We start from the raw sequence: 22950 nt of genomic DNA, 5'->3' as shown, positions 1-22950 counted from the left end.
ACCGGCTGTCGGCCCCGCGGCCTAGACTGACCGGATGGGTAGCCTTTCCCCGACCCTTCGATGGTCCGCCATGATCCTGGCCCTGCTGGCGGCCGCATCCTGCCGTGCCGGGCCGGGCACCATAGCCCCCGGCAGCGGATCGCCGACGGCAACTGCCGGGCCGACTGCCGGTTCGGCTCCACTGATTGCGGCTATCAGCCAGTTCCGCGACAACTACAGCAAACAGATCATCGAGATCCAACTGACTAACACCACTGACAATGCCGTCACCGTGCTCGCGGCCGAGCTAAAGAGTCCGCTCTTTGCTGCCGGGATCATCTGGAGGTCCCCGGCCGCCGGAACGGAATTGCCGCCGGGCCAGACGAAGAGCCTGCCCGCCCAGCTCCCCGCCGCCTCCTGCGCGGACCAGGAGCCGCAGTCCGGCCAAACCGCGCAGTCCGGCCAAACCGCGCAGTCCGGCCAAACGGCCCACCCGTCCGCCGTGATCGAGGTCCGGCTCGCCGCTGCCGCCGGGACCACAGGCAACCCGGTCACTGCGGCGGCGGCCGACCCCTTCGGCGTCCTGGCCCGGAACAACGCCGAACTCTGCGCGGCGCAGGCCGCCGCCGCGGTTGCCGATCTCAGGCTCAGCCCGGACCTCGAAGTCGCACCGGGCGGCAAGACCGCCGTCGTGCGGCTCGTGATCACCCCGCGGAACCCGGCCGGCGGTGTTGATGCTGCAGGAGGCACGCTGATCATCAACAGCATCGGCGGGACCACGCTTCTGGCGGAGGATCCGACCGTTCCCTGGCCCACCGGGCTGCGGGTCGACGCCGCCGGACCCCTGCGCGAGCTGCGGCTGGGCATCCGGCCGGCCCGGTGTGACCCGCATGCCGTTGCGGACGACAAGGTAGGCACATTGCTCCCGCTGCACGTCACCGTCGCCGGGCGGGAGGGAGAACTCAAGATCGGCGCGGGAGCGCAACTGCGCGGAAGCATCTACGAGTTCGTCACTTCCGCGTGCGGACGCCAGTAGTCTGTTTCCATGTCCCCAGACAGCAGGAACGAAACCATCCGCGAAGCCCGCACCGCTGACGTCAGCGCCGAACGCATCAGGGAAACCGTGGACCAAGTCCTGGGCTCCGAGGTGCTGCCGCCCATCGTCCAGGCGGGCCACCCGGTGCTCCGGCAACAAGCTGTGCCTTTCACCGGCCAGCTCGACGACGCCGAGCTCGGTCGGCTGATCGACGTAATGCGCCGCGTCATGTACATGGCGCCGGGAGTCGGCCTGGCCGCACCGCAGCTGGGGATTCCCCTGCAGATCGCGGTTCTGGAGGACAGGTTCGACGTCGACCCGGACGTTGCGGCAGTCCGCGGCAGGGAAGCGTTGCCGTTCTTCGCCGTGCTGAACCCGCGCTATGAGCCGCTGGGCACTTCGCGGAAGGCATTCTACGAGGGATGCCTGTCGCTGAACGGGCTGCAGGCGGCCGTGCTGCGTCCGGAATCCGTGCGGCTGGACTACACCGCGCTGGACGGGACCGCCCAGCAGCGGAACTTCACCGGCTGGCAGGCGCGCATAGTGCAGCACGAAACGGACCACCTGCACGGGATTCTCTACCTGGACCGGGCGGAACTGCGGTCGCTCAGCAGCAACGCCGAGTACTCCGCCCGCTGGGCCCAGCCGGACATCACCCACGCCCGGCAAGAACTGGGGTTCCTGCCGGGCGAGTCCGCCGGTTAGCCCACCGGGGCCGGATTGGCCGCCGTCGGAAGATGGCGTGACCACCACTTCAGGACCTGGTCGAAACGCTGCCTGCGGTGGTGCGGGGTGCCGGAGCGGGACAGCTCGTGGTTTTCTCCAGGGAAGACCAGGAAGGCAGCTTCCACGCCGAGCTGCTTGAGGGCGGTGAAATAGCGCTGGCCCTGCTCCACCGGGCAGCGCAGGTCGTCCTCGCTGTGGATCACGAGGGTGGGCGTCCGCACGTGGTCCACCCGTGCCATGGGGCTTTGCGCCGCCATCTGCTCCGCAGCGAGGCCGGTGTACTCGCCGCCGAAGAACCAGCCGATGTCCGATGATCCAGTGAAGCTCACCGGATCAAGGAAACCGCGCTCCACAATGGCGCCCTTGAACCGGTGGTCATGGCTGATGGTCCAGGCCGTCAGGTAACCGCCGTAGGATCCTCCCATGATGCCCAGGGCGTCGCCGTCGAGCTCCTCAAACTTCTCCAGTGCACCGTCCAGGAAGGCCACGACATCCTGCATGTCCACAGTGCCCATCCGCTCCTTGATGATGCGGCCGTGGGCCTGGCCGTAGCCGGCGGAGCCGCGCGGATTGCACATCAGCACCGCGTACCCGGCCGCGGCGTACACCTGGGCCTCATCGAACAGCGCGCCTGTGAACTGGGCGAACGGGCCGCCATGGATGTTGAGCAGCACCGGGCAGGGTCCGTCTACTTCAGGCTTCACCAGCCAGCCGTGCACCGGATACCCGTCCGCGGAGGCAAAAGTGAGCTCCTGCGGGGCAATGATCCCGGCCCCACGCAGCGGCGCCGAGAAGTCGCTCGCAACCCGGACCCGGCCACCCTCGAGGACTGCGACGTCCCCGGCGGTCCCCGCATCGGCGAAGCTCAGCAGCAGTGATCCCCCGCCCTCGGCCGCGCCGGTGACCACGCGGTCGCCGTCGACCAGCACGCTGCGCTGCCCGGCCGGTCCGAATTCCATCAGCTGCACGGTGCCGCGGTGGTTGTTCAAGACCAGGACTCCGTCGGCGCCGCGCAGTTCAAGCGGGTTCCCGCCCAGGTCGTGGGTCTCTGCGTCGCTCAGCAGGACGGCGTCCCCGCCCCGGGCAGGCAGCACGTAGAGTGCCGTATTGCGTGCCACGAAGTCCCGGCCGGAGGGGCCGAGATCCTCCGCCGCGAAGTACAGCCACTCGCCGTCGCGGCTCTGGCGGACGGCCGAGACGGACTGCCGGCCGGCGTTGGCCTGGGCGATGGGTTCGGGGGCGGCATCCCCCGGTTTCGGATCCACCGCGATCCGGTAGATCCCGCTGGCCAGGTCGCCGTCGCTGCCCTCGTGCAGGGCGGCCGTGAAGTACACGGATTTGCCGTCGGTGCTGTAGCTCGCACCTTCGTGGTCGGTCGCGGCCGTCGTTAGCTGGCGGGCCGCCGGCAGGCGCGCCGCATCCTTGCCGCCCGCTTCCGCGGATGCGGCCTTGACCGCCCGGCCCGCCGGGGCCACCTTGGGTTCCTCGTCGAGGGCCGGCGCCGCGACGACGAAGAGCTGCAGCGGCTTATCCGCCGTGTAGCCGACGCCGTTCATCCGGTACTTATAGTCGGTGATCAGCCGTGCATCCTCGCCGCCCGCGGAGACACCGTCCACCGTTCCGTAGCGGCCGTCTTCGGGCGTCCTGGCGCTGAAGACGATGTTCTGCGAATCCGGCGACCAGGTAAAGGCGCTGACGCCCAGTGGCGCATCCGTGACGGGTACGGGCTCTCCGCCCGCGGCCTCGACGATGTGCAGTTGCGGCTTGCCGCCCGGCTCGGCCCGGAGGAACGCCAGCACCTGGCCGTCCGGGGAGAAACCGGGCGACGTGTCGCGGAAACCGCGGGTCAACCGGCGTGGTGGCGACGCCGGGTCCACCGGCACGTTCCACAGCTGGCCCACGTAGGCGTCGGCGTCGAAATCGGGGCGGAGCACGGACACGACAGCCCGGGAGCCGTCAGGGTGAACGGCGGGGGCCGAAACGGACTTGAGCAGGGGAAGATGTTCGGATTTCACGAGTGCGAGCCTAGCCGCCACAGCCCGCATAGTGAACTACCTCACACCGGCGTTGCGCGGACGGCAGCAGCGCGGCACGTCCCGGAACGCGGCGGCCCTACGATGGAGACTATGCTCCCCGCTTCGTTCGCCGCCCTTGTGTGCCCCGTCTGCCGGGGTCCGTTGGCGGCGGGCAGCGGAGCCCGTTCGCTGGTCTGCCCCGCCGGGCACAGTTTCGACGCCGCCAGGCAGGGATACTTCAATTTCCTGACCGGGAAAGGCACCGTCTTTGAGGCGGACTCCGCGGACATGGTCGCGTCCCGCTTCGATTTCCTGTCCGCCGGGCACTACCAGGGCCTCGCCGAAGCCGTCGCCGACCTCGCTGCACCGTTCCTCGCCGGTGCCGGGGCCACGGTGCTGGACGCAGGCACCGGGACCGGCCACTACCTCCGGGCCGTGCTGGACCGCGTTCCGGCGGCGGCCGTGGGCCTCGACATCTCGAAATTCGCGCTCCGCCGGGCGGCGCGGCTGAACCCGGAGGCGGTCAACCTCGTCGGCGATGTCTGGCAGCCTCTCCCGCTGGCGAACGACGTCGTCGACGTCGTCACCGTCGTTTTCGCGCCGCGTAACGCGGCCGAGTTTGCCCGCGTCCTGCGCCCGGGCGGCCGGTTGATCGTGGTCACCCCAAGGCCGGGGCACCTGGCCGAGATCGCCGGGCAGACCGGCATGCTGGGGATCGAACCCGCCAAGGAGGAGCGCCTCGCGGCCACCCTGGCCGGGCACTTCCGGGCACACCCCGGGCGCGAACTGGATCTGGCGCTGAGCCTGACACCCGCCGCCGTCGCCAACCTGGCCCTGATGGGTCCGGCCGGGCACCATCTGGAGCGCGACGCCCTCGCCGCCAGGGTTGCCGCCCTGCCCTCCCGGACCGCCGCCTCCGCCCGGTTCCGGATCAGCCTCTTCGAACCGCTGGCGCTGCAGGAAGAGCCGGCTGTCCCCGGATCAATGTAACGAGTTGGCCACGTTCGCCGGCTGATTTAGGCAGCCCGCCCGCGCCCTTGCCGTCCGGCTTAGGATAGAACCACGTTACGGGGTCTGCGCCTGCGGCCCCGGGCTAGGCGTCAAGGGGGACGAGATGTTTCAATGGCTGGCCGACAACTGGTGGGCCCTGTGGCTGACGATCTTCCTGGTGTTCGCCGTGGTGGAGATGCTGACCCTCGACCTGTTCTTCATCATGCTCGGCGGGGGCGCCCTGGCCGGCCTGCTCTCGGCATTCGCGGGCGCCGACCTCTGGCTCCAGATCGTCGTCTTCAGCGTGGTCTCCCTGCTCATGATCGGTTTCGTGCGGCCGGTCGCCCTCAAGCACCTGCGCAGCAGCCCGGCCGACCAGCGCAGTAACGTCGAACGCCTGATCGGTGAATCCGCACTGGTCATGGAGCCTGTCAGCGCCGACGGAGGCCTGGTCAAGATCGGCGGCGACGTATGGACCGCCCGCTCGGATACCGGTGTCCTGGCCGCCGGCCAGCGCGTCGTCGTCCGGGCCATCGACGGTGCCACCGCCGTCGTCGACCCGCAGGAGCCGGCCGCCCAGCAGGACTCGACAGCGCAGTAGCGCAGTAAAGCCGCCCCTGAGCGGGTCACATTCTTCCTGCCGCCGCCACCGGCCGCAGGGGCAGCGGCAGCCGAACTGCCGACAGAGAAAAGCAAAACCACATAACTGGGGAAAAGGTGATGTATGGATATCGCAGTCGCAATAGTGCTGCTGGTACTCGTTGCGTTCGTAATAATCGTGCTGGTCCGCTCGGTGCGGATCGTTCCGCAGGCCCGCGCCGGCGTCGTGGAACGTCTCGGCAAGTACCAACGGACGTTGAACCCCGGCCTGACCATCCTGATTCCTTTCGTTGACCGGCTGCTGCCGCTGCTCGACCTGCGCGAACAGGTCGTCTCCTTCCCGCCGCAGCCTGTGATCACCGAAGACAACCTCGTGGTCTCCATCGACACCGTGGTCTACTTCCAGGTGACCGACGCGCGGGCGGCCACGTACGAGATTGCCAACTACATCCAGGCCGTCGAACAGCTCACCACCACCACGCTGCGCAACGTGGTGGGCGGTCTGAACCTTGAGGAAGCCCTCACATCCCGCGACCAGATCAACGGCCAGCTACGCGGCGTGCTGGACGAGGCGACCGGACGGTGGGGTATCCGGGTCTCCAGGGTGGAGCTCAAAGCGATTGATCCGCCCCACTCGATCCAGGACTCGATGGAGAAGCAGATGCGCGCCGAACGTGACCGCCGCGCGGCCATCCTCACCGCCGAAGGTACTAAGCAGTCGGCCATCCTCACCGCAGAAGGCCAGCGCCAGTCCTCCATCCTGAAGGCGGAAGGTGACGCCCAAGCGGCAATTCTGCGGGCCGACGGCGAGGCGCAAGCCATCCAGAAGGTCTTCGACGCCATCCACAAGGGCAACCCGGACCAGAAGCTCCTGGCCTATCAGTACCTGCAGACGCTGCCGAAGCTCGCCGAAGGTTCCTCCAACAAGCTGTGGATTATCCCCAGCGAGGTAGGCGAAGCACTCAAAGGCATCGGCAGTGTCCTGGGCGGGACCAACCCCGACCCGCGCTCGGAGTCCTAAGCCGGGCAGCACCTCGAGGGCAACGGGGAGGCATCCGCTGCGGCGGGTGCCTCGCCTGATCTGCGCCTTGTCCGGCGCCGTGTCCGCCCGGCTCGAATTTACCTGCGCTGCCGCACCCGTGTATACTTGTGTATTTGTCCGGTCGGTTCAGCCAGCCGGAACAATTACGCTTCGCGGCGCGTTATACCCACTGACGAATTCTGCGGAATTCTGCAGTGGATGAACGCAACGCACTAAATAGTCCGGCGAGGTCCCAGCGGCCCCGGCTAGCGCAGGGCCCGGCCCTGCGAACCGATCATGAGGGAGAAAAGATGAGCGATCGCAGCCTGCGGGGTATGCGCCTTGGCGCACAGAGCATGGAGACCGAATCCGGCGTCGAACCGGCTCCGCGCCAGCGGGTTGAGTACCGCTGTGCGGACGGCGAGCAGGTCTTCGTGACCTTTTCCTCGGAAGCCGAGGTCCCCGCGCTGTGGGTTTCGAAGACCGGCAAGGAAGCCCTGCTGGTCAACGGTGAACGCCCCGTCAATGGTAACGAGAAGGCCGTCCGCACACACTGGGACATGCTGCTGGAACGTCGCTCGCTGCCGGAGCTGGAGCAGATCCTCGAAGACCGGCTCACGGTTCTGCGCGAACGCCGCGGTGAACGCCGCTCTGCTTAGGCACCCGCCTCACACTTTCGGCGGCTGATCGGCGGCCAGGCCGCAGCCATGAAAAGGGCCGGGCCCGCGCCAAGGCGGGTTCTAGCGGTCGTTGCAACACCCAGAATTTTTGGGAGTTGCAACGACCGTGTCGTCTTTAACGAAGGAAGCTGCCAGCCGGAGGGAATACACGCCGGAGCAGAAGGCTCAGTTCTTTTCGGTGTTGGACCGGTGTGGGAGTGTGAGCGCGGCCGCGGCGGAGCTCGGCTTCAATCAGATGACGTGCTACCAATGGGTCCATAAATCTCGGCTCCTTGAGCGGGTCCCACGGAATCGGGAAGCTGGGCAGAGGAGATACACGCCTGCGCAGAAGGCTGAGTTCTTCGTCGTGTTCGACTGCGTCAAGAGCACGACGCAGGCCGCACGGGAGTTGGGACTGAATCCCGCAACTTGCGCCGGTTGGGTCCGTAAAGCCGGGCTGAAAAGCCATGGCAAGACGGGGACGGGTCCTCACCCAGGCCGGGATGAGTACTTCCGGCTGCGCAAGACCGGCGTGAGTCGGCGCAAAGCTGCCGCAGCGGTCGGGATACATCTCCGGACCGCCGAAGAGTGGGACCAGGGAATCCGTAAGTCCGGCGGCCGACGCATTTACCCGGATGGCCGAATCGTCGACTACAAACGTGGTGTGACCACCATGACCTCTCCCGCCGGCACGACCGGAACGACCCTGGTCCCCGTACCGGTATCAGCGTTGGAGAAATCTATCGATCCGCGGTTCCTGACCGTGCAGGAACGGGAGCTGATCCGAGACCTGCACGCCGCCGGCACTTCGATCAAGGCGTTCGCCCACGCCCTGGGACGATCGCCTGCAACGATCAGCCGCGAGCTGGCCAGGAATACCGATTCCCGGATGGGCTACCTGCCGCACGGGGCGCATCGGAAGGCCGCTGCCCGGCGGGCCCGGCCCAAGACGGCCAAGCTCGCTGGCGACTCGGACCTGCGCGACTACGTGAAGGACAAGCTGCTCCTACGCTGGTCTCCGGAGCAGATCAGCCACACGCTGGTCGAAGAGTTCCCCGACAACCCGGAGATGCGTGTGAGCCCAGAGACGATCTATCAAGCCCTCTACGTCCAGGCCAGAGGCGGCCTCAAACGCGAGATACAGGCAGCGCTGCGCACCGGCCGGACCCGCCGCAAACCCCACCGCACCGGCGAGCAACGCACCCCAGGTTCGTGGACTCGATGGTCATGATTTCCGAGCGCCCGCCCGAGATCGAGGACCGCGCCGTGCCAGGCCATTGGGAAGGGGACCTCATTACCGGCGCCTATAACCAGTCAGCGATCGCGACCCTGGTCGAACGGACCACCCGCTACGTGATGCTCGTCCACCTGCCACATGACCACACCGCCGAAACCGTCCGCGACGGCCTCGTCAAGACCATGGCCACCCTGCCCGCGCACCTGCGAGGATCCCTGACCTGGGACCAGGGCGCGGAAATGGCCACCCACAAATCCTTCACCCTTGCCACCGACATGCCCGTCTATTTCTGCGATCCCGCCAGCCCCTGGCAACGCGGCTCGAACGAGAACACCAACGGGCTGCTGCGCCAGTACTTCCCGAAGGGCGCGACCTGTCCGTCTACGGGCCTGAAGACCTCGAACACGTCGCGCAGGAACTCAACGGACGCCCACGCAAAACGCTCGGCTGGAATACTCCAGCCGAGCGTTTACGTGATTTACTACTAACCACCTAACCAACAGGTGTTGCAACGACCCCTAGAACCCGCCCAACATGTGCGGGCCCGGCCCTTTTTTACGCCCGAACCAGGCGGGCCGGGGGCATCCGCTACTTGCGGACGAGCTTGCGGCTAAGCGTGTTCCAGCGTGCGGTGAGGCCCCATCTGGTGACGTTGATCATGGCCTCCACCACGATGTTGCCGCTCATCTTCGAGGCGCCCAGTTCCCGCTCCACGAACGTGATGGGTCGTTCGACAATGTTCAGGCCCAGCTTGGCCACACGCCAGGCGAGGTCCACTTGGAAACCGTAGCCCACCGAGTCCACCGAGTCGAGATTGAGCTTCTCGAGGGTGCTCCGGCGGAAAGCGCGGAAGCCGCCCGTGACGTCCTTGATTTTGAGGCCCAGCATGATCCGCGCGTAGGTGCTGCCGACGCGGGAGATCGCCTGGCGGTACAGCGGCCAGTTCACCACGCTGCCGCCGGGAACCCAGCGGGAACCCATGGCGAGGTCTGCGCCCTGTTCCACAGCTTCGATCAGCTGGGGCAACTGCTCCGGTTTGTGCGATCCGTCGGCGTCCATCTCGACGAGGATGTCGTAACCGGCGTCCAGTCCCCACTTGAAGCCGGCGATATACGCCGCCCCGAGTCCGGCCTTGCCCTCACGGTGCAGGACGTGGACCTGTCCGTCCTCGGCCGCGATGCCGTCCGCCAGCTCGCCCGTGCCGTCGGGGCTGTTGTCGTCAACCACCAGGACGTCAGAGGCCGGCACGGCTGTGCGCAGGCGCCCCAGGGTCTTAGGCAACGATTCCAACTCGTTGTAGGTCGGGATGATCGTGAGGACGCGCACAGCGGGGCCTTTCCTTAAAGGGGGCGGTCGAAAGGCCCGGGCAACCGGCAATTAACCGATGACAGGCACAGCTCCCCAGTATAGCCAGTCAGCAGGCCGGCGCCCGGTGTGCCTAGCTTCCGAGCGAGCCGTTGGAGAAGAGCTCGACGCCGTCCAGTACCGTCTGCAGGCAGACCGGATCGTCGCCGGTGTCCAGGGCCGGCAATAGCGGTGTCCGGGCCCGCGGGTCCGTGCTCCAGGACTGGACCCTGCCGTCCGCCACCTGCACCATCAGCTCTTCGACCTCCCAGACCGCGAAGCTGGCCGGGGCGCCCGGAACGAGCTGGCCCGCCATCGGGTTCCGGTACCGGGCGGCGCGCCAGCCGGCCCTGGTGTGGCCCAGGAAGGCCGCCCGGGCGGAGATCCGCTCGGCGGCGTTGTGGTGCTCCAGGCACGCCCGCACACTGGACCAGGGCCGCAGCGGGGTGACCGGGCTGTCGGTGCCGAAGCAGACCGGCACCCCGGCGGCGTAGAAGGAGCCGAAGGGGTTCATGCCTGTGTGGCGGGAACCCAGCCGTTGGGCGTAGAGGCTGTCCCCGCCGCCCCAGCGGGCGTCGAAGACCGGCTGGGCGCTAACCGTCACCGAGTACTTCGCCAGCCGTTCGATGGCGTCCTGGTCGGCAATTTCTACGTGCTCCAGACGGTGGCCGGCCGCGCGGATGCGCTGTTCACCGACGTCGACGGCGGCCCGGTCCAGGGCCTCCAGCGCCGCGTCCAGCCCGGCGTCGCCAATGACATGGAAGCCTGCCTGGATGCCCAGCACCGAGCACGCTGCCAGATGCGCGGCGGCCTCGTCGACGGAGAGGTACCGGCTGCCCCGTTCCCCCGGCTCGTCGGAGTAGTCGCTGCGCAGCGCAGCCGTGCGCGATCCGATCGAGCCGTCCATGTTCAGGTCCCCGGCCAGGCCCAGCACCGCCACTCCCAGCCCTTCGAGGATGGACCTGGCCTGGTCTGCCGAGCCGGCCAGTTCGCCCCAGTAGGGCAGGACCTCCGGGAAGGCGCGGCCGGCCCGGTCTGCGGAGTTCCAGCCTGCCGCGAGCACCAGGTCTTCGACGCCGCCTATATGTGGGGCCGCCATTTCGGCCAGGGCCACGTACCCGTTGGCGGCCGCCTCGGCCAGCGCGGCACGCTGGTAACCGCGCAGCGCCCCGGCCGGCAGACTCCTGGCGGCGAGCCGCGCGGCGATGTGGGCGTCCCGTTTGACCTGGCCGCCGTTTTCATCGCCGTCAAGGCCTTCGAGCCCGGAGGCGGCCGCCAACGACGCGGAGACGAGGGCCGAGTGCACATCCACCCGCGACAGGTACACCGGCTTGCCGCCGGCGGCGCGTTCCAGCTCGTCGCGGCTGGGCAGGGCGGCATCGGCCCACAGCGTCTCGTCCCAGCCGTGCCCCAGCACCGTGCCGCCCTCGCTGGAAGCGGAGGCGCAGAACCCGGCGACGGCGTCGAGCAGTTCCGCGGCCGAGCGGACACCGCCCAGCTCCAACGAATCCAGCGCAATCCCGGTCTCGGTCAGGTGGACGTGTGAGTCGACGAAGCCGGGGGCGAGGAGGGCGCCCTGCAGGTCGATGACCTCCATCGAGGAGTCGGCGATGGAGGTGGCGGCCTGTTCTGCACCGACCCAGGCCACCGTGTCGCCGTCAACCAGCATGGCCGTAGCGAAGGGGTCAGCGGCCGTGTAGACAGAGCCGTTGCGGTACAGCGTCACCTTGCGCGGTGCCGGAGACGGTGAAGCGGTCATGGTGGGGACTCCTGGTAGCTGGGCGCCGGCGGCGGGCCGGACACGGGGAAACTAAGGGTTGACGGTCATCAGAGGCCGGTCAGGCGACGGCCGAGTAGGCGACGACGCCGCGTTTGACCAGGCTGATCGATTCTGCGCAGAGCCGTGCGACGCGCGGTTCCAGCCCGGGAATCTTGGCAAGCTGGTCGAGCAGGTCGATGACTTGTTTGACCCAGCGGACGAAGTCCCCGGCGGCCAGGTCCGTGCCGCTGAGCACCTCCTGGAGGTGCCGGCCCTTGGCCCACTTGAAGACCGGCCAGACCAGCCCCAGTTCGGGCTCCCCGGTCAACGGCAGCTTGTTGGCCTCCTCTACGTCTTCCAAGGCGGACCACTCCCGGATCACCGTGTCGACGGCGGACTCGAGCGAGACGCTGGGCATCTTGGGCCGCAAGCCGCGGTCTTCGCGTTTGGCCTGGTAGACCAGCACACTCGCCAGCGCCGCGATCTCAGCGGCGTCGAGGTCGCTGAAGGCGCCCAGGCGCAGCGACTGTGAAATCAGCAGATCCTTTTCGCCGTAAATCCGGCGGAGCCGCTGGCCGTCCGGGCTGATCGAGACCGCCCCGGAATCCGAAGTTTCAAGGTAGCCATAGCTGGAGAGGACCCCGCAGACCCGGTCGAACGTCTTGGCGATGGTGTTGGTGCGGCCCTGGATCTGGCGGATCAGGCCGTCCGTCTCCTGCCGGAGCTTCCACCAGCGCTCGGACCAGCGGGCGTGCTCCTCACGTTCGCTGCAGCCGTGGCACGGGTGGGCCCGGAGTTCGCGGCGCAATTCGGTGATCTTCTTCTCAAGGTTCGGCAGGGCGGCGGCCCGTCCGAAGTCCTCATTCCGGTTCGGCGGAGCTGGCGGCCGGCCCTCCCGCATGGCATTGCGGACCGAGGACGCCAGGTCGCGCCGGGATTTGGGCACCTTGGCGTTGAAGGATTTAGGGATCCTGACCCTGGTGATCGGTGCGAGCGGGCCTTCGACGTCGTGCAGGCCGATCCGGCGCAGCTGGTTGTCTAGGGTCATGACCGCCGGGCGCGGTTCGCGGGAGTGGTGGTCCGAGCTGAGGACCACTGCGACACCGGGCGCCCGGCCCGAAGGGACGTCCACGACGTCCCCGGGCAGCAGCCGGCTCAGCGAATCCTCGGTAAGCGACTTCCGTGCCCGGGACGTCCCCTTCGTGGCGTTGTTTTCCGCGTCGGTCAGCGCCCGGCGCAGCCGGGAGTACTCGGTGAAGTCGCCCAGATGGCAGCTCATGGCTTTGCTGAAGCCGGCGAGGGATTCTTCCCGGCTGCGGACCTGCTTTGCCAGCCCGACGACGGAGCGGTCCGCCTGGAACTGCGCGAAGGAGGATTCGAGGATTTCGCGGGCGCGGGGCCGGCCGAACTGCGCCACAAGGTTGATGGACATGTTGTAGGTGGGCCGGAAGCTGGAGTTGAGCGGGTAGGTCCTGCGGGAGGCTAAGCCCGCGACGGCCGCCGGGTCGGTCCCGGGCTGCCACAGCACGACGGCGTGCCCCTCGACGTCGATGCCGCGCCTTCCTGCCCGGCCCGTCAGCTGGGTGTACTCCCCCGCCGTGATATTGACGTGCGCCTCGCCGTTGAACTTGTCCAGCTTCTCCAGCACGACGCAGCGCGCCGGCATGTTGACGCCCAGCGCGAGGGTTTCGGTGGCGAAGACTGCTTTGACCAGTCCGTCCACGAACAGCTTTTCGACCACTTCCTTGAACGTCGGCAGCATGCCTGCATGGTGCGCGGCAAGGCCGCGGAGCAGCCCGTCCCGCCAGCTCCAGAAGCCCAGCACGTCCAGGTCATCGGAGGGGATATCCTGCGCTGCCTGGTCGACCCGCCGGGCGATGACGAGTTGCTCCTGCTCGGTGGTCAGCCACAGCCCGGCAGAGACGCACTGCGCCACGGCGGCGTCGCAGCCGGCGCGCGAAAAGATAAAGGTGATGGCCGGCAGCAGGTCCATCCGGTCCAGGCTCGCGATGACCTGCGGGCGGCTGGCCTTCCGGACCGGGCTGCGGGTGCCGCTTTGCGGAGCCTCGTCGCGCTGGCTTCGCTGGTTCCGCGGGCGCTGGTTGCGGCCGCCGTGGCCGAAGCGGCCGCGGAAGTTCATCTGGCTCTCGGCGCGCGCCATCGACAGCAGTTCCGGGTTGACTTCGAAGCCGGACCGCTCGGTGATGGCTGCGCCGGGACCGGCGGTTTCCGCGGTGGCGGCAACGTTGTCCTCGCCCGCGGGCGCAATCTCGTCGAAGCTTGTGTCGCCGGCAAACAGGTCCACAATCTTGCGCCCCACCATGACGTGCTGCCAGAGCGGGACGGGACGGTGTTCGGAAACGATCACGTCGGTCTGGCCGCGGACGGTGTCCAGCCAGGCGCCGAATTCCTCGGCGTTGGAGACTGTGGCACTCAGCGATGCCACCTGGACCTCGCTGGGCAGGTGGATGATGACCTCTTCCCAGACGGCGCCGCGGAACCGGTCGGCGAGGTAGTGCACCTCGTCCATTACCACGAACCCCAGGTCATTGAGGGTTTCCGAGCCGGCATAGAGCATGTTGCGGAGGACTTCGGTGGTCATCACCACCACGGGGGCCTCGCCGTTGATGCTGGTGTCGCCGGTCAGCAGTCCCACCTGGGCCGCACCGTACTTCTCCGCCAGTTCGGCGTACTTCTGGTTACTCAGCGCCTTGATCGGCGTCGTGTAGAAGGCCTTCAGGCCCCGCTGGAGGGCCAGGTAGACGGAGAACTCCCCGACGATCGTCTTGCCGGCGCCGGTCGGTGCCGCCACCAGCACGCCGCGGCCCGCCTGCAGGGACAGGCACGCCTCGCGCTGGAAGGGATCGAGGTCGAACGCGAGGGACCGGGTGAATCCGCCCAGATAGGTTTTGGCTTCTGCGGCCCGCTCGGCGCTGGCACGGTAGCGCTCGGACGGCGACTCCGGCCCGGGTAGTGAGGACATGCTTCCAGCCTAGTGTGCCAAAGGCTAGAGATTATTCAGCTCTGAGCTAGGGGTCGCCTGGTCCGCGGCGGCTTCGGTCTCGACGGCGACCCGGGCGGCACGCTTCTCCCGCCGGCGGTCGTTCAGCAGGCACAACCCGATCGCCGTGAAGAAGAGCAGCAACATCGGTACGGCAAGGTAGAACATGCTCGTTGCGTCCGCACCGGGGGCCGCCATCGCGGCAAAAAGGCAGACCAGGAAAACGGTGATCCGCCAGCTTTTGAGCAGCTGCCGGCCCTTGACCAGACCCGCCAGATTCAGCCCGAACAACACGACCGGCAGCAGGAAGGCGATGCCGAAGGCGAGTAGCAGGCGCAGCACGAAGGACAGGTACACCTGGGCGCTGATGAAGTTGGAGCCGCCCGACGGGGTGAACTCAGTGAGCACGCGTACCGCATTGGGAAGCACCAGCCAGGCCAGAAGCACGCCGCCGACAAACAGCGGCACGGCGGCCGCCACGAACGAAAGCGCCAGGCGCCGCTCTTTCTTATGCAGTCCGGGAACGATGAAGGCCCAGAGTTGGTAGATCCACACCGGGCTCGCCACGAGCAGGCCAAGGAACACGGACACCTGGATCATCAGGTCAAAGGAACTCGCCACGCCGTCGAAGTTCAGCGAAGCCTGCCGGCCCTGCTGTTCGTTCAGGTCGCGGATCGGCTTGATCAGCGCCGCGAGCATCGGCTGGTAGACGAAGAACCCGGCCACGGTTCCTAGGACGACGGCGATCGCGGACTTGAAGAGCCGGTTCCGCAGCTCTTTAAGGTGATCGAGGAGGGCCATCCGCCCTTCGGGGTTCGACCGGCGGCTCATGGTCACTGCCATGTGGTTCTAGGCGCGGCTCGGCGGCGGAACGTCAGTTCCCTCGCTCGGGCGGCTTTCGGTGCCGGTGGACCGGGGGTGATTCACGACCTTGCCTTCGACGGCTTCGGAGTCATCCTTCGTCTCAGAACCGCCGTCCTTCTTCATTTCGCGGACCTCGGATTTAAAAATCCGCATCGATTGGCCCAGGCTGCGGGCCATTCCCGGCAGCTTCGGTGCCGCGAAAAGCATCAATGCCAGAACGATGATGATGATGAGATGCCAGCCTTCAAGCCTCATGCCGGGTGGTCCTTTCGTTTGAGTACATCCTACGTCTAACCGAGATCGATGTCGCGCAGCGCCTGGGGCTGTCCCCGCTCCGTCTTGCGCCGGATCCGGCGCGACCGCCTGGCTTCCTGCCGCGCGGTTTTGGATGCGTCATAAAAATGACGCATCACCACGGGTGGGGCAAAAACCGACGATCCGGGCGCAGCCAGGGGGCGGTGCCCCCTGCCATCGCGCAGCCCGCTATCGCGCAGCCCCCCGCTATCGCCGTCCGAGCCTACGGTGGCCACATGAACAACCGCTGAACCGGAGGTGAGCGGCGCGGAGCCGAAGGTCGAGAACCGGTCCCCTGCCTCGCCGAGTTCCCGGGTCGTTGCCATGAACTGCCGGAACAGCCGGACGCCGAGCACGCCGATGAAGAGCAGCGACAACGCGATGAGCGCTATCCAGATTATGATCCAGGACCACCAAGGCATGCTGATCAGTCTAGCTGTCGTGCGGTGGAGTCCTCGTACCGTGCCAAGGCCGCATCGAGCCACTCCCGGGTGGCGTCGGCCAGGTTCGCGGGTTGCAGGATCCGGACGGAACCGCCGTGTTGGGCCACGAACATCGGCAACCAGTCCGCGCTGCCGAATCGGACTTCCGCCAGGTGGTTGCCGCCCGGAAGCGCCGCGGTCCGCTCGGCGTAGTAATCGTCCGCCAGTCCGGCGCCCTGCCGGGTCAGCTCGAGAACCACCACCGCGTCGTCGTCGTTCGGGGTGAACAGCTTCACCGGAAAACCACCGGCCGGGTCGACGGCCGAGGACACCGGGCGGCCGTTGGGCTGCAGGCTTTGGATCCGGTCCAGCCGGAAGTTCCGCAGTCCCTGCGCCGAGTGGCAGTACGCCTCGAGGTACCAGGTGCTGTCCAGCGAGTAGAGCCGATGCGGGTCCACGTCCCGGTCGGAGACGGCGTCGCGCTGCGGTGCCAGGTAGCTCAGCCGCAGTTGCGCGCCGCCGCGGATCGCCTCGCGGGCGGTCTCGAGGACTGCGGAGTCCTCCGGCGCCACGTCGGGCCCGGCGACCGCCGCGGCCTTCAGGCCCTCCTCGCCCGCGGCTGCCATGAGCTTGAGGGTGACGGATTCCAGGGCGCCGCCCTCGGCGAGCCCGGGCAGGCCGTTGAGGGCCTCGAGGCCGGTCAGCAGCGCACAGGCCTCGTCGACGGTGAAACGGACCGGGCGGTTGAGGTCGAGGTCCTGGATGATGTAGACGTGGTCGTCGTCCCACCGGATGTCCAACAAATCGTCCGGGTAGCCCTCGGGCAGGCCGGAGCAGATCAGGATCCGCAAGTCGTCCTCGAGCTCCTTGCGGGTGATGCCGAAACGCTGCGCCACCTCGCTGATGTGCAGCCCCTGGTTGTGGACCAGGAACGGGACCAACTGCAACATCCGTTTGAGCTGGTCCTCGGAGGTGCGTTTCCGGGTCCGCTTCGCCGGTCCTGAGCGCGGAAAGTCGATCGGCGGGAACGGCGCCGCGGCGAACGCGGCGGCGGCGGCCAGGCGCCGACGAACGGCGGCGTGCAGCGCGGGCGGGGCGACGACGACGGCCTTCGGACCGTAGGAGGCGAGTTCTTCGGCGAGGGTCTCCGCGTCCCGGTACGGTACCCTGAGCCGGTCGACGCAGTCGGGGACCGGCGTGGCTGCACCGGTGTCGTCAGCGTCCCCGCCCGCCCGGGCGTGCTTGCGCAACCCCAGCAGCGCCCCGGCGGCGACGTCGACGACGGCGTACCGGACCGGCAGTTCGGGCAGGGCGGCGAGTTGTTCGCGGACGTTGAAGGACGACGGCGGGGCGAAGGTCTGGTGCTCTAGGACGACGACGGCGGAGGTGAAGCGCGAGAGCCGGAAGAACCGCTTGTCCGACCGGGCACGGTCATGGCCGACCAGATACCACTGTCCGAAGCGGCTGCCCAGGCCCCAGGGTTCGACCGTGCGTTCTTCCTCCTGACCGGTACTGCCGGCCAGGTAGCTGAACGTCACGGGGTGCTGGGAGTGGATGGCATCCACAAGGTCCTCGAAGGCCTGCCCCGCCGGCCGGATGCGGGGCTGGACGCCTGGAGGAAGTTCGGGGTCCACCAGGCCGCCGGCAGCCTGCAGCTTGCGGACGGCGTTCCGGGCGGCGGAGCCAAGGGCCGCCTGTTCCCACAGTTGGGCCGCCAGGATCAGGACCGTGCACTCCGCTGGCGTCAGGCTGACATCCGGCAGCCGGTTGGACTCCTTGCCGATCCGGTACCGCGTGGTAGCCGGGTCGTCCGAGCCCCAGCCTTTGTCCGTTACGGTTTCGACGTCGAAGCCGTAGGCGCGCAGTTCGCCTTTGTCGCGTTCGAACATCCGCCCGAAGGCGACCTCGGAGCTGGTGGTGTCGTGGTAGACCTTCTGACGCAGTTCGCTGCGGCGCAGCCCGTACTTGGTGTTGAGTAGCGCGATGAGCAGGTTCAGGAGGCGTTCAGTACGTGAGGCGGACACTCCGCAAGGGTACTAAAGTCCCCGCGTCAAAACGGCGAAAGCGCGGCAACAGCCGGAAGAACTTTCCGATTGTTACCGCGCTTCGCGCAGTAAGGGCCTACGCAGGCGAGGGCCCCAGCCCGAGCTTGCGGGGGCAGGGGTGGGGGGCCCATGCCCGCCGGGTTCCCTGTCCGAGCTTGCGAGGAGAGGGGGTGGGTGGTGGGCCCACGCCCGCCGGGTTCCCTGTCCGAGCTTGCGAGGAGAGGGGGTGGGTGGGGACTAGCGGACGGCGACGAGGTCGACGACGAAGATCAGGGCCTCGTTGGGGCCGATCGCTCCGCCGGCGCCACGGGAACCGTAAGCGAGTTCGGAGGGGATCTCCAGCCGGCGGCGGCCGCCGACCTTCATGCCCAGCAGGCCCTGGTCCCAGCCCTGGATGACCTGGCCGACGCCGACCCGGAAGTCCAGGGGTGCACCCCTGCCCCAGGAAGCGTCGAACTCTTCGCCGGTGGTCCAGGCGACGCCGACGTAGTGGGTGGAAACGGTATCGCCGGCTTTGGCTTCGGGGCCGTCGCCTTCGATCAGGTCGGTGATGACGAGTTCGGTGGGAACGTCGCCCTGCGGGAAGTCAATTTCCGGCTTCTGGCGATCGATGTTGCGCTGTCCAAATGACATGGTTGCTCCTTTGTGGGTGGCTTGATGGATGGTGTTGGTTACTTGACGCCGAGGATGTCGACGACGAAAACGAGGTCGCCCTTGGCATCACCCTGGCCCTGGTCACCGTAGGCGAGATCCTTGGGAACCACGAGGAGGACGCGCGAGCCGACGGTCTTGCCGTCGAGGCCCTGAGTCCAGCCCTTGATTACGCCGGTGAGCGGGAAGGTCGCCTTCTTGCCGCTGTCGAAGCTGGAGTCGAAGACCTTGCCTCCGGCCAGCGCCACGCCGACGTAGTTCACTGTGATGGTATCGGTCGCCTTGACGGCCTGGCCCTTTCCCTTGATCAGGTCCTGCGAGATGAGGGCGGTGGGTGCGGCGACGCCTGCGACCGAGATCTCCGGAACGCCCTTGTCGTTTTCCTTCACGGTCGGCAGGCCGGCCGGCGGGGTCACGGGGTCGCCCTCGGGCTTGTCGAGGACGGGAGCCGCGTCCTTGGCGGCAAGAATCTTGATGACGAGCAGCTGCGAGGGCTTGGCCTCGCCGCCCTCCGCGCTGGCGGCCTGGCCGGGGACTGCCAGGGCAAGATGCGAGCCGACCTTGGCGCCGACGAAGGCGTTGTAGATGATCGCGCTGCCGGACTTGAGCGCATCGTTCAGCTCAAGCTTCTCGGGATCCTTTGGGAAGGTGTCCTCGACGGTGGAGCCGTCCTTGCCGTTGAAAGCGACGATCGAAATGTCCGCGACCTGGTTCGCCTTGACCCGGTCGCCATTGCCTTCATCGACGACCTTGACGGTCGGCTGCGTGACGTCCAGCGGCTTGGTGAACTCAACGCCGGGGGCCTTCTTGTCGCCGTTGTCGGTGAGTTTCAGCGAGTCCAGTTTCGCCGTCTCGCCGGCGGACTGGCTGGTGGGTTCCGGGGCGGCAGGCTGGCCGCCGCAAGCGGTGAGCAGCAGCAGTCCGGGGATAAGAATTGCTAATATTCGGCGCACTTAAGAACTTTCGTCGGGGCAGGGTGGGCTCTTCACCGGACAGGTGCCAGCGGCAAAGCATGCGGTAGCCGTGAAACGGCACCTTCCCCAGAATAACGCGGAAAGCTGGGTATCAGCCCATAGAGTCCAGCAGTGCGTCCACGCGCTCGTCCACACTGCGGAAGGGATCCTTGCAAAGGATGGTCTGGTGTGCGCGGTCGTTGAGCTTCAAATGGACCCAGTCCACGGTGTAGTCGCGGCCCAATTCCTGTGCCCGCCGGACGAAGTCGCCGCGCAGTTTGGCCCGGGTGGTCTGCGGCGGGGCGTCGACGGCGTCCTTGACGGCAGTGTCGTCCACCACGCGCCGCGCTGCGCCGCGGGACTGGAGCAGATAGAACAGCCCCCGGCTGCGGGAAATGTCGTGGTACGTCAGATCCAGCTGGGCGATCCGCGGCGCGTCGAGTTCCAGGCCGTGACGCTCCCGGTAGTTGTCCATCAGCTTCTTCTTGATGGCCCAGTCGACTTCGGTGTCGATGGTGCCCGTGTTGCCGCTTTCAATTGCGTCCAGGGTGCGTTCCCAGAGGTCCAAAATCATCGGGACGTGGGGGTTGTGGGCGCCGCGGTCCGCCACGAACTCGGTCACCTTGGCCAAGTACTCGCGCTGGATCTCCAGGGCCGTGAGCTGCCGTCCGTTGGCCAGGCGCACCACCGCTCGTCCGGTCAGGTCGTGGGAGATCTCGCGGATGCTGCGGATCGGGTTCTCCATCCTCATGTCGCGCATGATCACGCCCGCCTCGATCATCCGCAGGATCAAGTCGACGCTCCCGACCTTCAGCAGTGCCGTGGTCTCGGACATGTTCGAGTCCCCCACGATCACGTGCAGCCGCCGGTAGAATTCGGCGTCCGCGTGCGGCTCGTCGCGGGTGTTAATGATGGGCCGCGACCGCGTCGTTGCGGAGGAGACGCCCTCCCAGATGTGGTCCGCCCGCTGTGAGAACGCGAAGGTGGCGCCATGCGGGGTCTTCAGGATCTTCCCCGCGCCGGCGATCAACTGGCGGGTCACCAGGAAGGGGATCAGGATTTCAGCCAGCCGGGAAAACTCGCCGCGGCGCGGTATTAGATAGTTTTCGTGGCTGCCGTAGGAGTTCCCGGCCGAGTCGGTGTTGTTCTTGAACAGGTAAACGGTTCCGTTGAAACCTTCGGCCGCAAGACGATCCTGCGCCTCGTCGACGAGGTCGTCGAGGATCAGCTCGCCGGCCCGGTCATGCGCAACGAGCTGCGCCAGATCGTCGCACTCGGCGGTAGCGTACTCGGGGTGCGAGCCGACGTCGAGGTAGAGCCGGGAGCCGTTGGTGAGGAACACGTTGGAGGACCGGCCCCAGCTGACCACCTTGCGGAAGAGGTAGCGGGCCACTTCCTCCGGCGCCAGCGGGCGGGACTCCGGGCTGGAATAGGAGATTCCGAATTCGGTCTCAATCCCGAAAATGCGTTTGTCCATCTCAGTTCTCCTCAGCCAGCAGGGCCACAACATCGGCGTCGTCGAGGCGGCGGAAAGCGCGGCGGGTGCCGCGACCGCTTTCGGAGCCGCGGTCCAGCACGGCGACTTCCACGGCCGACGCCGGCAGCGAGTCAGCCTCCTTGTCCGCGACCAGTCCGGCCAGGGCCAGCCGGATGGCGCCGGCAAAGTCCAGTTCGCCGAGCCAGCCGGCCGCGACGGCCTCGGACACCTTGTCGGCCTGGCCGCCCATCACGATGAACTCCTGTTCGTCGGCGATGGACCCGTCGAACGTCAGCCGGTACAGATGGTCCTTTTCCGGGCCGGTCCCGACCTCGGCCACGGCCAGTTCCACCTCAAAGGGCTTCTGCTCTGCCGTGAACACGGCGCCGAGGCTCTGCGCGTAGACGCTGGCGAGCCCGCGGGCGGTGACGTCCTCCCGGTCGTAGGAGTAGCCCCGGACGTCGGCGTACCGGACCCCGGCCTGCCGCAGGCTCTCGAACTCGTTGTATTTCCCGACGGCGGCGAAGGCGATTTTGTCGTAGATTTCGCCGATTTTGTGCAGCGACGGCGAGGGGTTTTCCGCCACCAGGGCAATCCCGTCACGGCAGCTGATGACCACCACGGATCGTCCCCGGGCTATCCCCTTCCGCGCGAAGTCGGCCCGGTCCTTCATCAGCTGTTCCGGTGAGACGTAGAACTGCTGGGTCATCTTAGGCCTCCCGCTGGGCCACGGCCCGTGATTCGATGATGGCGCCGGATACGGCCGCCAGTTGACGCTCCTGGATACGGACGGCGCCGGACCGGCTGACGGCGTAGACCACGGGCCAGAGCTGCCGGACCGGGTCCGGGCCGCCCGTGGCGGAGTCGTCGTCGGCCGCGTCGTACAGCGCTTCGACGGCCACCTGGACGGCTTCGGCCTCGGCGAGGTTGGGTCGCCAGAGCTTCTTCAGCGCGCCGCGGGCAAACATCGAACCCGAACCGACGGTGTGGTGTTCCTGCTCCTCGTAACGGCCGCCGGTCACGTCGTAGGAGAACAGGCGGCCGACGCCGGCGGGCCGGTCAAAGCCGGCGAACAGCGGGATGACGGCGAGACCCTGCATCGCCATGGGCAGGTTGCCCCGGATCATGGCGCCGAGCCGGTTGGCCTTGCCGTCGAGGCTGAGCTGTGTGCCTTCGATTTTTTCGTAGTGCTCCAGTTCAACCTGGAACAGCCGGGTGATGTCCAGGGCGATGCCGGCGGTTCCGGCAATGCCCAGCACGGAATACTGGTCAGCGGGAAACACCTTTTCGATGTGCCGGCTGGCAATCACGTTGCCCATGGTTGCGCGGCGGTCGCCCGCCATCAGCACTCCCCCGGCGTAGGTCACGGCCACGATGGTGGTCGCATGCGGTGCCTGGACCTGCACCGCGGCGCCGCCTGCCGGCACGCCGGGATTCAACCCGCTGTGCAAGACGTTCTCCAAGGCGTTGTACGGCAGCAGTTCCGGTCGGGAACGCTGCAGGTGCTCGGTGAATGAGGATGTCGCGTTCGCTGCTACTTGGTTGGCTGATGTTTCCCGCACTGATGCACTCCCTCAACGTAGTGGCTCAACGACTTCCGGCCCTCAGCCCTGTGTCTCCTCAGTTCCGCTTCTCCTCCGGTAGTTCCACGCCCGGCCAAGGCCTTCGGCCTACTGGCCGCCCTTTTGGACGAAGGCCCGGACGAATTCCTCGGCGTTGGACTCCAGCACACCGTCAATCTCATCGAGCAGATCGTCCACGCCCTGGGTCGCTGCTGAGGCTTGGCCCTCCGGCGGCGCGGGGGCGGCGGGGATGTCCTCGTCCACCTCGGTGTCGCGGGACTGCGGCTGCTGCTGCTCCTGGCCTGCCATCGTTTT

Annotated in this window: 20 protein-coding genes and 1 pseudogene; 7 read left to right on the top strand and 14 right to left on the bottom strand. The window is 67.4% G+C overall.

What is annotated here, in order from left to right; all coding sequences use genetic code 11:
• Window positions 1-34: 34 nt before the first annotated feature.
• Both ABIB14_RS16425 and ABIB14_RS16420 read left to right on the top strand, forming a co-directional pair.
• Window positions 35-1015, top strand: a complete 981-nt coding sequence (locus ABIB14_RS16425; RefSeq protein ID WP_354236978.1) for a hypothetical protein — start codon at window positions 35-37, stop codon at window positions 1013-1015.
• A 9-nt stretch (window positions 1016-1024) separates the two neighbouring features.
• Window positions 1025-1720 carry a peptide deformylase gene (locus ABIB14_RS16420; RefSeq protein WP_354236977.1) on the top strand — a complete coding sequence of 232 codons (696 nt, stop codon included), beginning with the start codon at window positions 1025-1027 and terminating at the stop codon, window positions 1718-1720.
• Here the strand turns inward: ABIB14_RS16420 and ABIB14_RS16415 are convergent.
• Window positions 1717-3756 carry a S9 family peptidase gene (locus tag ABIB14_RS16415; RefSeq protein WP_354236976.1) on the bottom strand — a complete coding sequence of 680 codons (2040 nt, stop codon included), beginning with the start codon at window positions 3754-3756 and terminating at the stop codon, window positions 1717-1719. The two genes, ABIB14_RS16420 and ABIB14_RS16415, sit on opposite strands and share 4 nt — an antisense overlap.
• 111 nt (window positions 3757-3867) lie before the next feature.
• Between ABIB14_RS16415 and ABIB14_RS16410 the strand changes: the two genes are divergently transcribed.
• The 5 genes and pseudogenes from ABIB14_RS16410 (at window position 3868) to ABIB14_RS16390 (ending at window position 8759) form a co-directional block, all read left to right on the top strand.
• Complete coding sequence (locus tag ABIB14_RS16410; RefSeq protein WP_354236975.1) at window positions 3868-4746, top strand: methyltransferase domain-containing protein; 879 nt, start codon at window positions 3868-3870, stop codon at window positions 4744-4746.
• 124 nt (window positions 4747-4870) lie between these two features.
• Window positions 4871-5347, top strand: coding sequence for an NfeD family protein (locus tag ABIB14_RS16405; protein WP_354236974.1), 477 nt, complete (start codon window positions 4871-4873; stop codon window positions 5345-5347).
• A gap of 123 nt (window positions 5348-5470) precedes the next feature.
• Complete coding sequence (locus ABIB14_RS16400; protein ID WP_354236973.1) at window positions 5471-6367, top strand: SPFH domain-containing protein; 897 nt, start codon at window positions 5471-5473, stop codon at window positions 6365-6367.
• Between the two features lie 311 nt (window positions 6368-6678).
• Window positions 6679-7026 (top strand): RNA polymerase-binding protein RbpA, encoded by a 348-nt coding sequence (locus tag ABIB14_RS16395; RefSeq protein WP_354236972.1) that lies wholly within the window; start codon window positions 6679-6681, stop codon window positions 7024-7026.
• A 532-nt stretch (window positions 7027-7558) separates the two neighbouring features.
• Window positions 7559-8759: pseudogene (locus ABIB14_RS16390) on the top strand (IS30 family transposase).
• 92 nt (window positions 8760-8851) lie between these two features.
• On the opposite strand, the gene ABIB14_RS16385 reads toward ABIB14_RS16390, so the two are convergent.
• From ABIB14_RS16385 to ABIB14_RS16325, 13 genes are all read right to left on the bottom strand, one after another.
• On the bottom strand, window positions 8852-9589 hold the full coding sequence (locus ABIB14_RS16385; protein WP_354236971.1) for a polyprenol monophosphomannose synthase: 738 nt from the start codon (window positions 9587-9589) through the stop codon (window positions 8852-8854).
• A gap of 112 nt (window positions 9590-9701) precedes the next feature.
• Window positions 9702-11366, bottom strand: a complete 1665-nt coding sequence (locus ABIB14_RS16380; protein ID WP_354236970.1) for an amidohydrolase — start codon at window positions 11364-11366, stop codon at window positions 9702-9704.
• 79 nt (window positions 11367-11445) lie between these two features.
• Window positions 11446-14349, bottom strand: coding sequence for a DEAD/DEAH box helicase (locus tag ABIB14_RS16375; protein WP_354236969.1), 2904 nt, complete (start codon window positions 14347-14349; stop codon window positions 11446-11448).
• Between the two features lie 24 nt (window positions 14350-14373).
• A complete protein-coding gene (gene tatC / locus ABIB14_RS16370; RefSeq protein WP_354236983.1) occupies window positions 14374-15168 on the bottom strand; it encodes a twin-arginine translocase subunit TatC in 795 nt (264 codons plus the stop codon).
• A 48-nt stretch (window positions 15169-15216) separates the two neighbouring features.
• Complete coding sequence (tatA, locus tag ABIB14_RS16365) at window positions 15217-15486, bottom strand: Sec-independent protein translocase subunit TatA (RefSeq protein ID WP_354236968.1); 270 nt, start codon at window positions 15484-15486, stop codon at window positions 15217-15219.
• 35 nt (window positions 15487-15521) lie between these two features.
• Window positions 15522-15947, bottom strand: coding sequence for a hypothetical protein (locus ABIB14_RS16360; RefSeq protein WP_354236967.1), 426 nt, complete (start codon window positions 15945-15947; stop codon window positions 15522-15524).
• A 5-nt stretch (window positions 15948-15952) separates the two neighbouring features.
• Window positions 15953-17971 carry a helix-turn-helix transcriptional regulator gene (locus ABIB14_RS16355; RefSeq protein ID WP_354236966.1) on the bottom strand — a complete coding sequence of 673 codons (2019 nt, stop codon included), beginning with the start codon at window positions 17969-17971 and terminating at the stop codon, window positions 15953-15955.
• A 258-nt stretch (window positions 17972-18229) separates the two neighbouring features.
• Window positions 18230-18625 carry an FKBP-type peptidyl-prolyl cis-trans isomerase gene (locus ABIB14_RS16350; RefSeq protein WP_354236965.1) on the bottom strand — a complete coding sequence of 132 codons (396 nt, stop codon included), beginning with the start codon at window positions 18623-18625 and terminating at the stop codon, window positions 18230-18232.
• A 38-nt stretch (window positions 18626-18663) separates the two neighbouring features.
• Window positions 18664-19596 (bottom strand): FKBP-type peptidyl-prolyl cis-trans isomerase, encoded by a 933-nt coding sequence (locus ABIB14_RS16345; RefSeq protein ID WP_354236964.1) that lies wholly within the window; start codon window positions 19594-19596, stop codon window positions 18664-18666.
• A 112-nt stretch (window positions 19597-19708) separates the two neighbouring features.
• Window positions 19709-21073, bottom strand: a complete 1365-nt coding sequence (pafA, locus tag ABIB14_RS16340) for a Pup--protein ligase (RefSeq protein WP_354236963.1) — start codon at window positions 21071-21073, stop codon at window positions 19709-19711.
• 1 nt (window position 21074) lies between these two features.
• Window positions 21075-21782 (bottom strand): proteasome subunit alpha, encoded by a 708-nt coding sequence (gene prcA, locus ABIB14_RS16335; RefSeq protein WP_354236962.1) that lies wholly within the window; start codon window positions 21780-21782, stop codon window positions 21075-21077.
• A 1-nt stretch (window position 21783) separates the two neighbouring features.
• Entirely contained in the window at window positions 21784-22635 is an 852-nt protein-coding gene (gene prcB, locus ABIB14_RS16330; RefSeq protein ID WP_354236961.1) for a proteasome subunit beta, read from the bottom strand.
• Window positions 22636-22743: 108 nt separating this feature from the next.
• Window positions 22744-22944, bottom strand: coding sequence for a ubiquitin-like protein Pup (locus ABIB14_RS16325; protein ID WP_354236960.1), 201 nt, complete (start codon window positions 22942-22944; stop codon window positions 22744-22746).
• Window positions 22945-22950: the final 6 nt, after the last annotated feature.

It is taken from the genome of Arthrobacter sp. UYEF3, from assembly GCF_040546245.1.
Classification (GTDB): Bacteria; Actinomycetota; Actinomycetes; order Actinomycetales; family Micrococcaceae; genus Arthrobacter.
Note: the sequence above shows the minus strand (reverse complement) of the source record. Positions and strands in the feature narration are given on the sequence as shown.

Coding starts and splice junctions, on each gene's coding strand:
- ABIB14_RS16425 (WP_354236978.1), top strand. CDS start 35: ATGGGTAGCCTTTCCCCGACCCTTCGATGGTCCGCCATGATCCTGGCC.
- ABIB14_RS16420 (WP_354236977.1), top strand. CDS start 1,025: ATGTCCCCAGACAGCAGGAACGAAACCATCCGCGAAGCCCGCACCGCT.
- ABIB14_RS16410 (WP_354236975.1), top strand. CDS start 3,868: ATGCTCCCCGCTTCGTTCGCCGCCCTTGTGTGCCCCGTCTGCCGGGGT.
- ABIB14_RS16405 (WP_354236974.1), top strand. CDS start 4,871: ATGTTTCAATGGCTGGCCGACAACTGGTGGGCCCTGTGGCTGACGATC.
- ABIB14_RS16400 (WP_354236973.1), top strand. CDS start 5,471: ATGGATATCGCAGTCGCAATAGTGCTGCTGGTACTCGTTGCGTTCGTA.
- ABIB14_RS16395 (WP_354236972.1), top strand. CDS start 6,679: ATGAGCGATCGCAGCCTGCGGGGTATGCGCCTTGGCGCACAGAGCATG.
- ABIB14_RS16380 (WP_354236970.1), bottom strand. CDS start 11,366: ATGACCGCTTCACCGTCTCCGGCACCGCGCAAGGTGACGCTGTACCGC.
- ABIB14_RS16375 (WP_354236969.1), bottom strand. CDS start 14,349: ATGTCCTCACTACCCGGGCCGGAGTCGCCGTCCGAGCGCTACCGTGCC.
- tatC (WP_354236983.1), bottom strand. CDS start 15,168: ATGGCCCTCCTCGATCACCTTAAAGAGCTGCGGAACCGGCTCTTCAAG.
- tatA (WP_354236968.1), bottom strand. CDS start 15,486: ATGAGGCTTGAAGGCTGGCATCTCATCATCATCATCGTTCTGGCATTG.
- ABIB14_RS16360 (WP_354236967.1), bottom strand. CDS start 15,947: ATGCCTTGGTGGTCCTGGATCATAATCTGGATAGCGCTCATCGCGTTG.
- ABIB14_RS16350 (WP_354236965.1), bottom strand. CDS start 18,625: ATGTCATTTGGACAGCGCAACATCGATCGCCAGAAGCCGGAAATTGAC.
- pafA (WP_354236963.1), bottom strand. CDS start 21,073: ATGGACAAACGCATTTTCGGGATTGAGACCGAATTCGGAATCTCCTAT.
- prcA (WP_354236962.1), bottom strand. CDS start 21,782: ATGACCCAGCAGTTCTACGTCTCACCGGAACAGCTGATGAAGGACCGG.
- ABIB14_RS16325 (WP_354236960.1), bottom strand. CDS start 22,944: ATGGCAGGCCAGGAGCAGCAGCAGCCGCAGTCCCGCGACACCGAGGTG.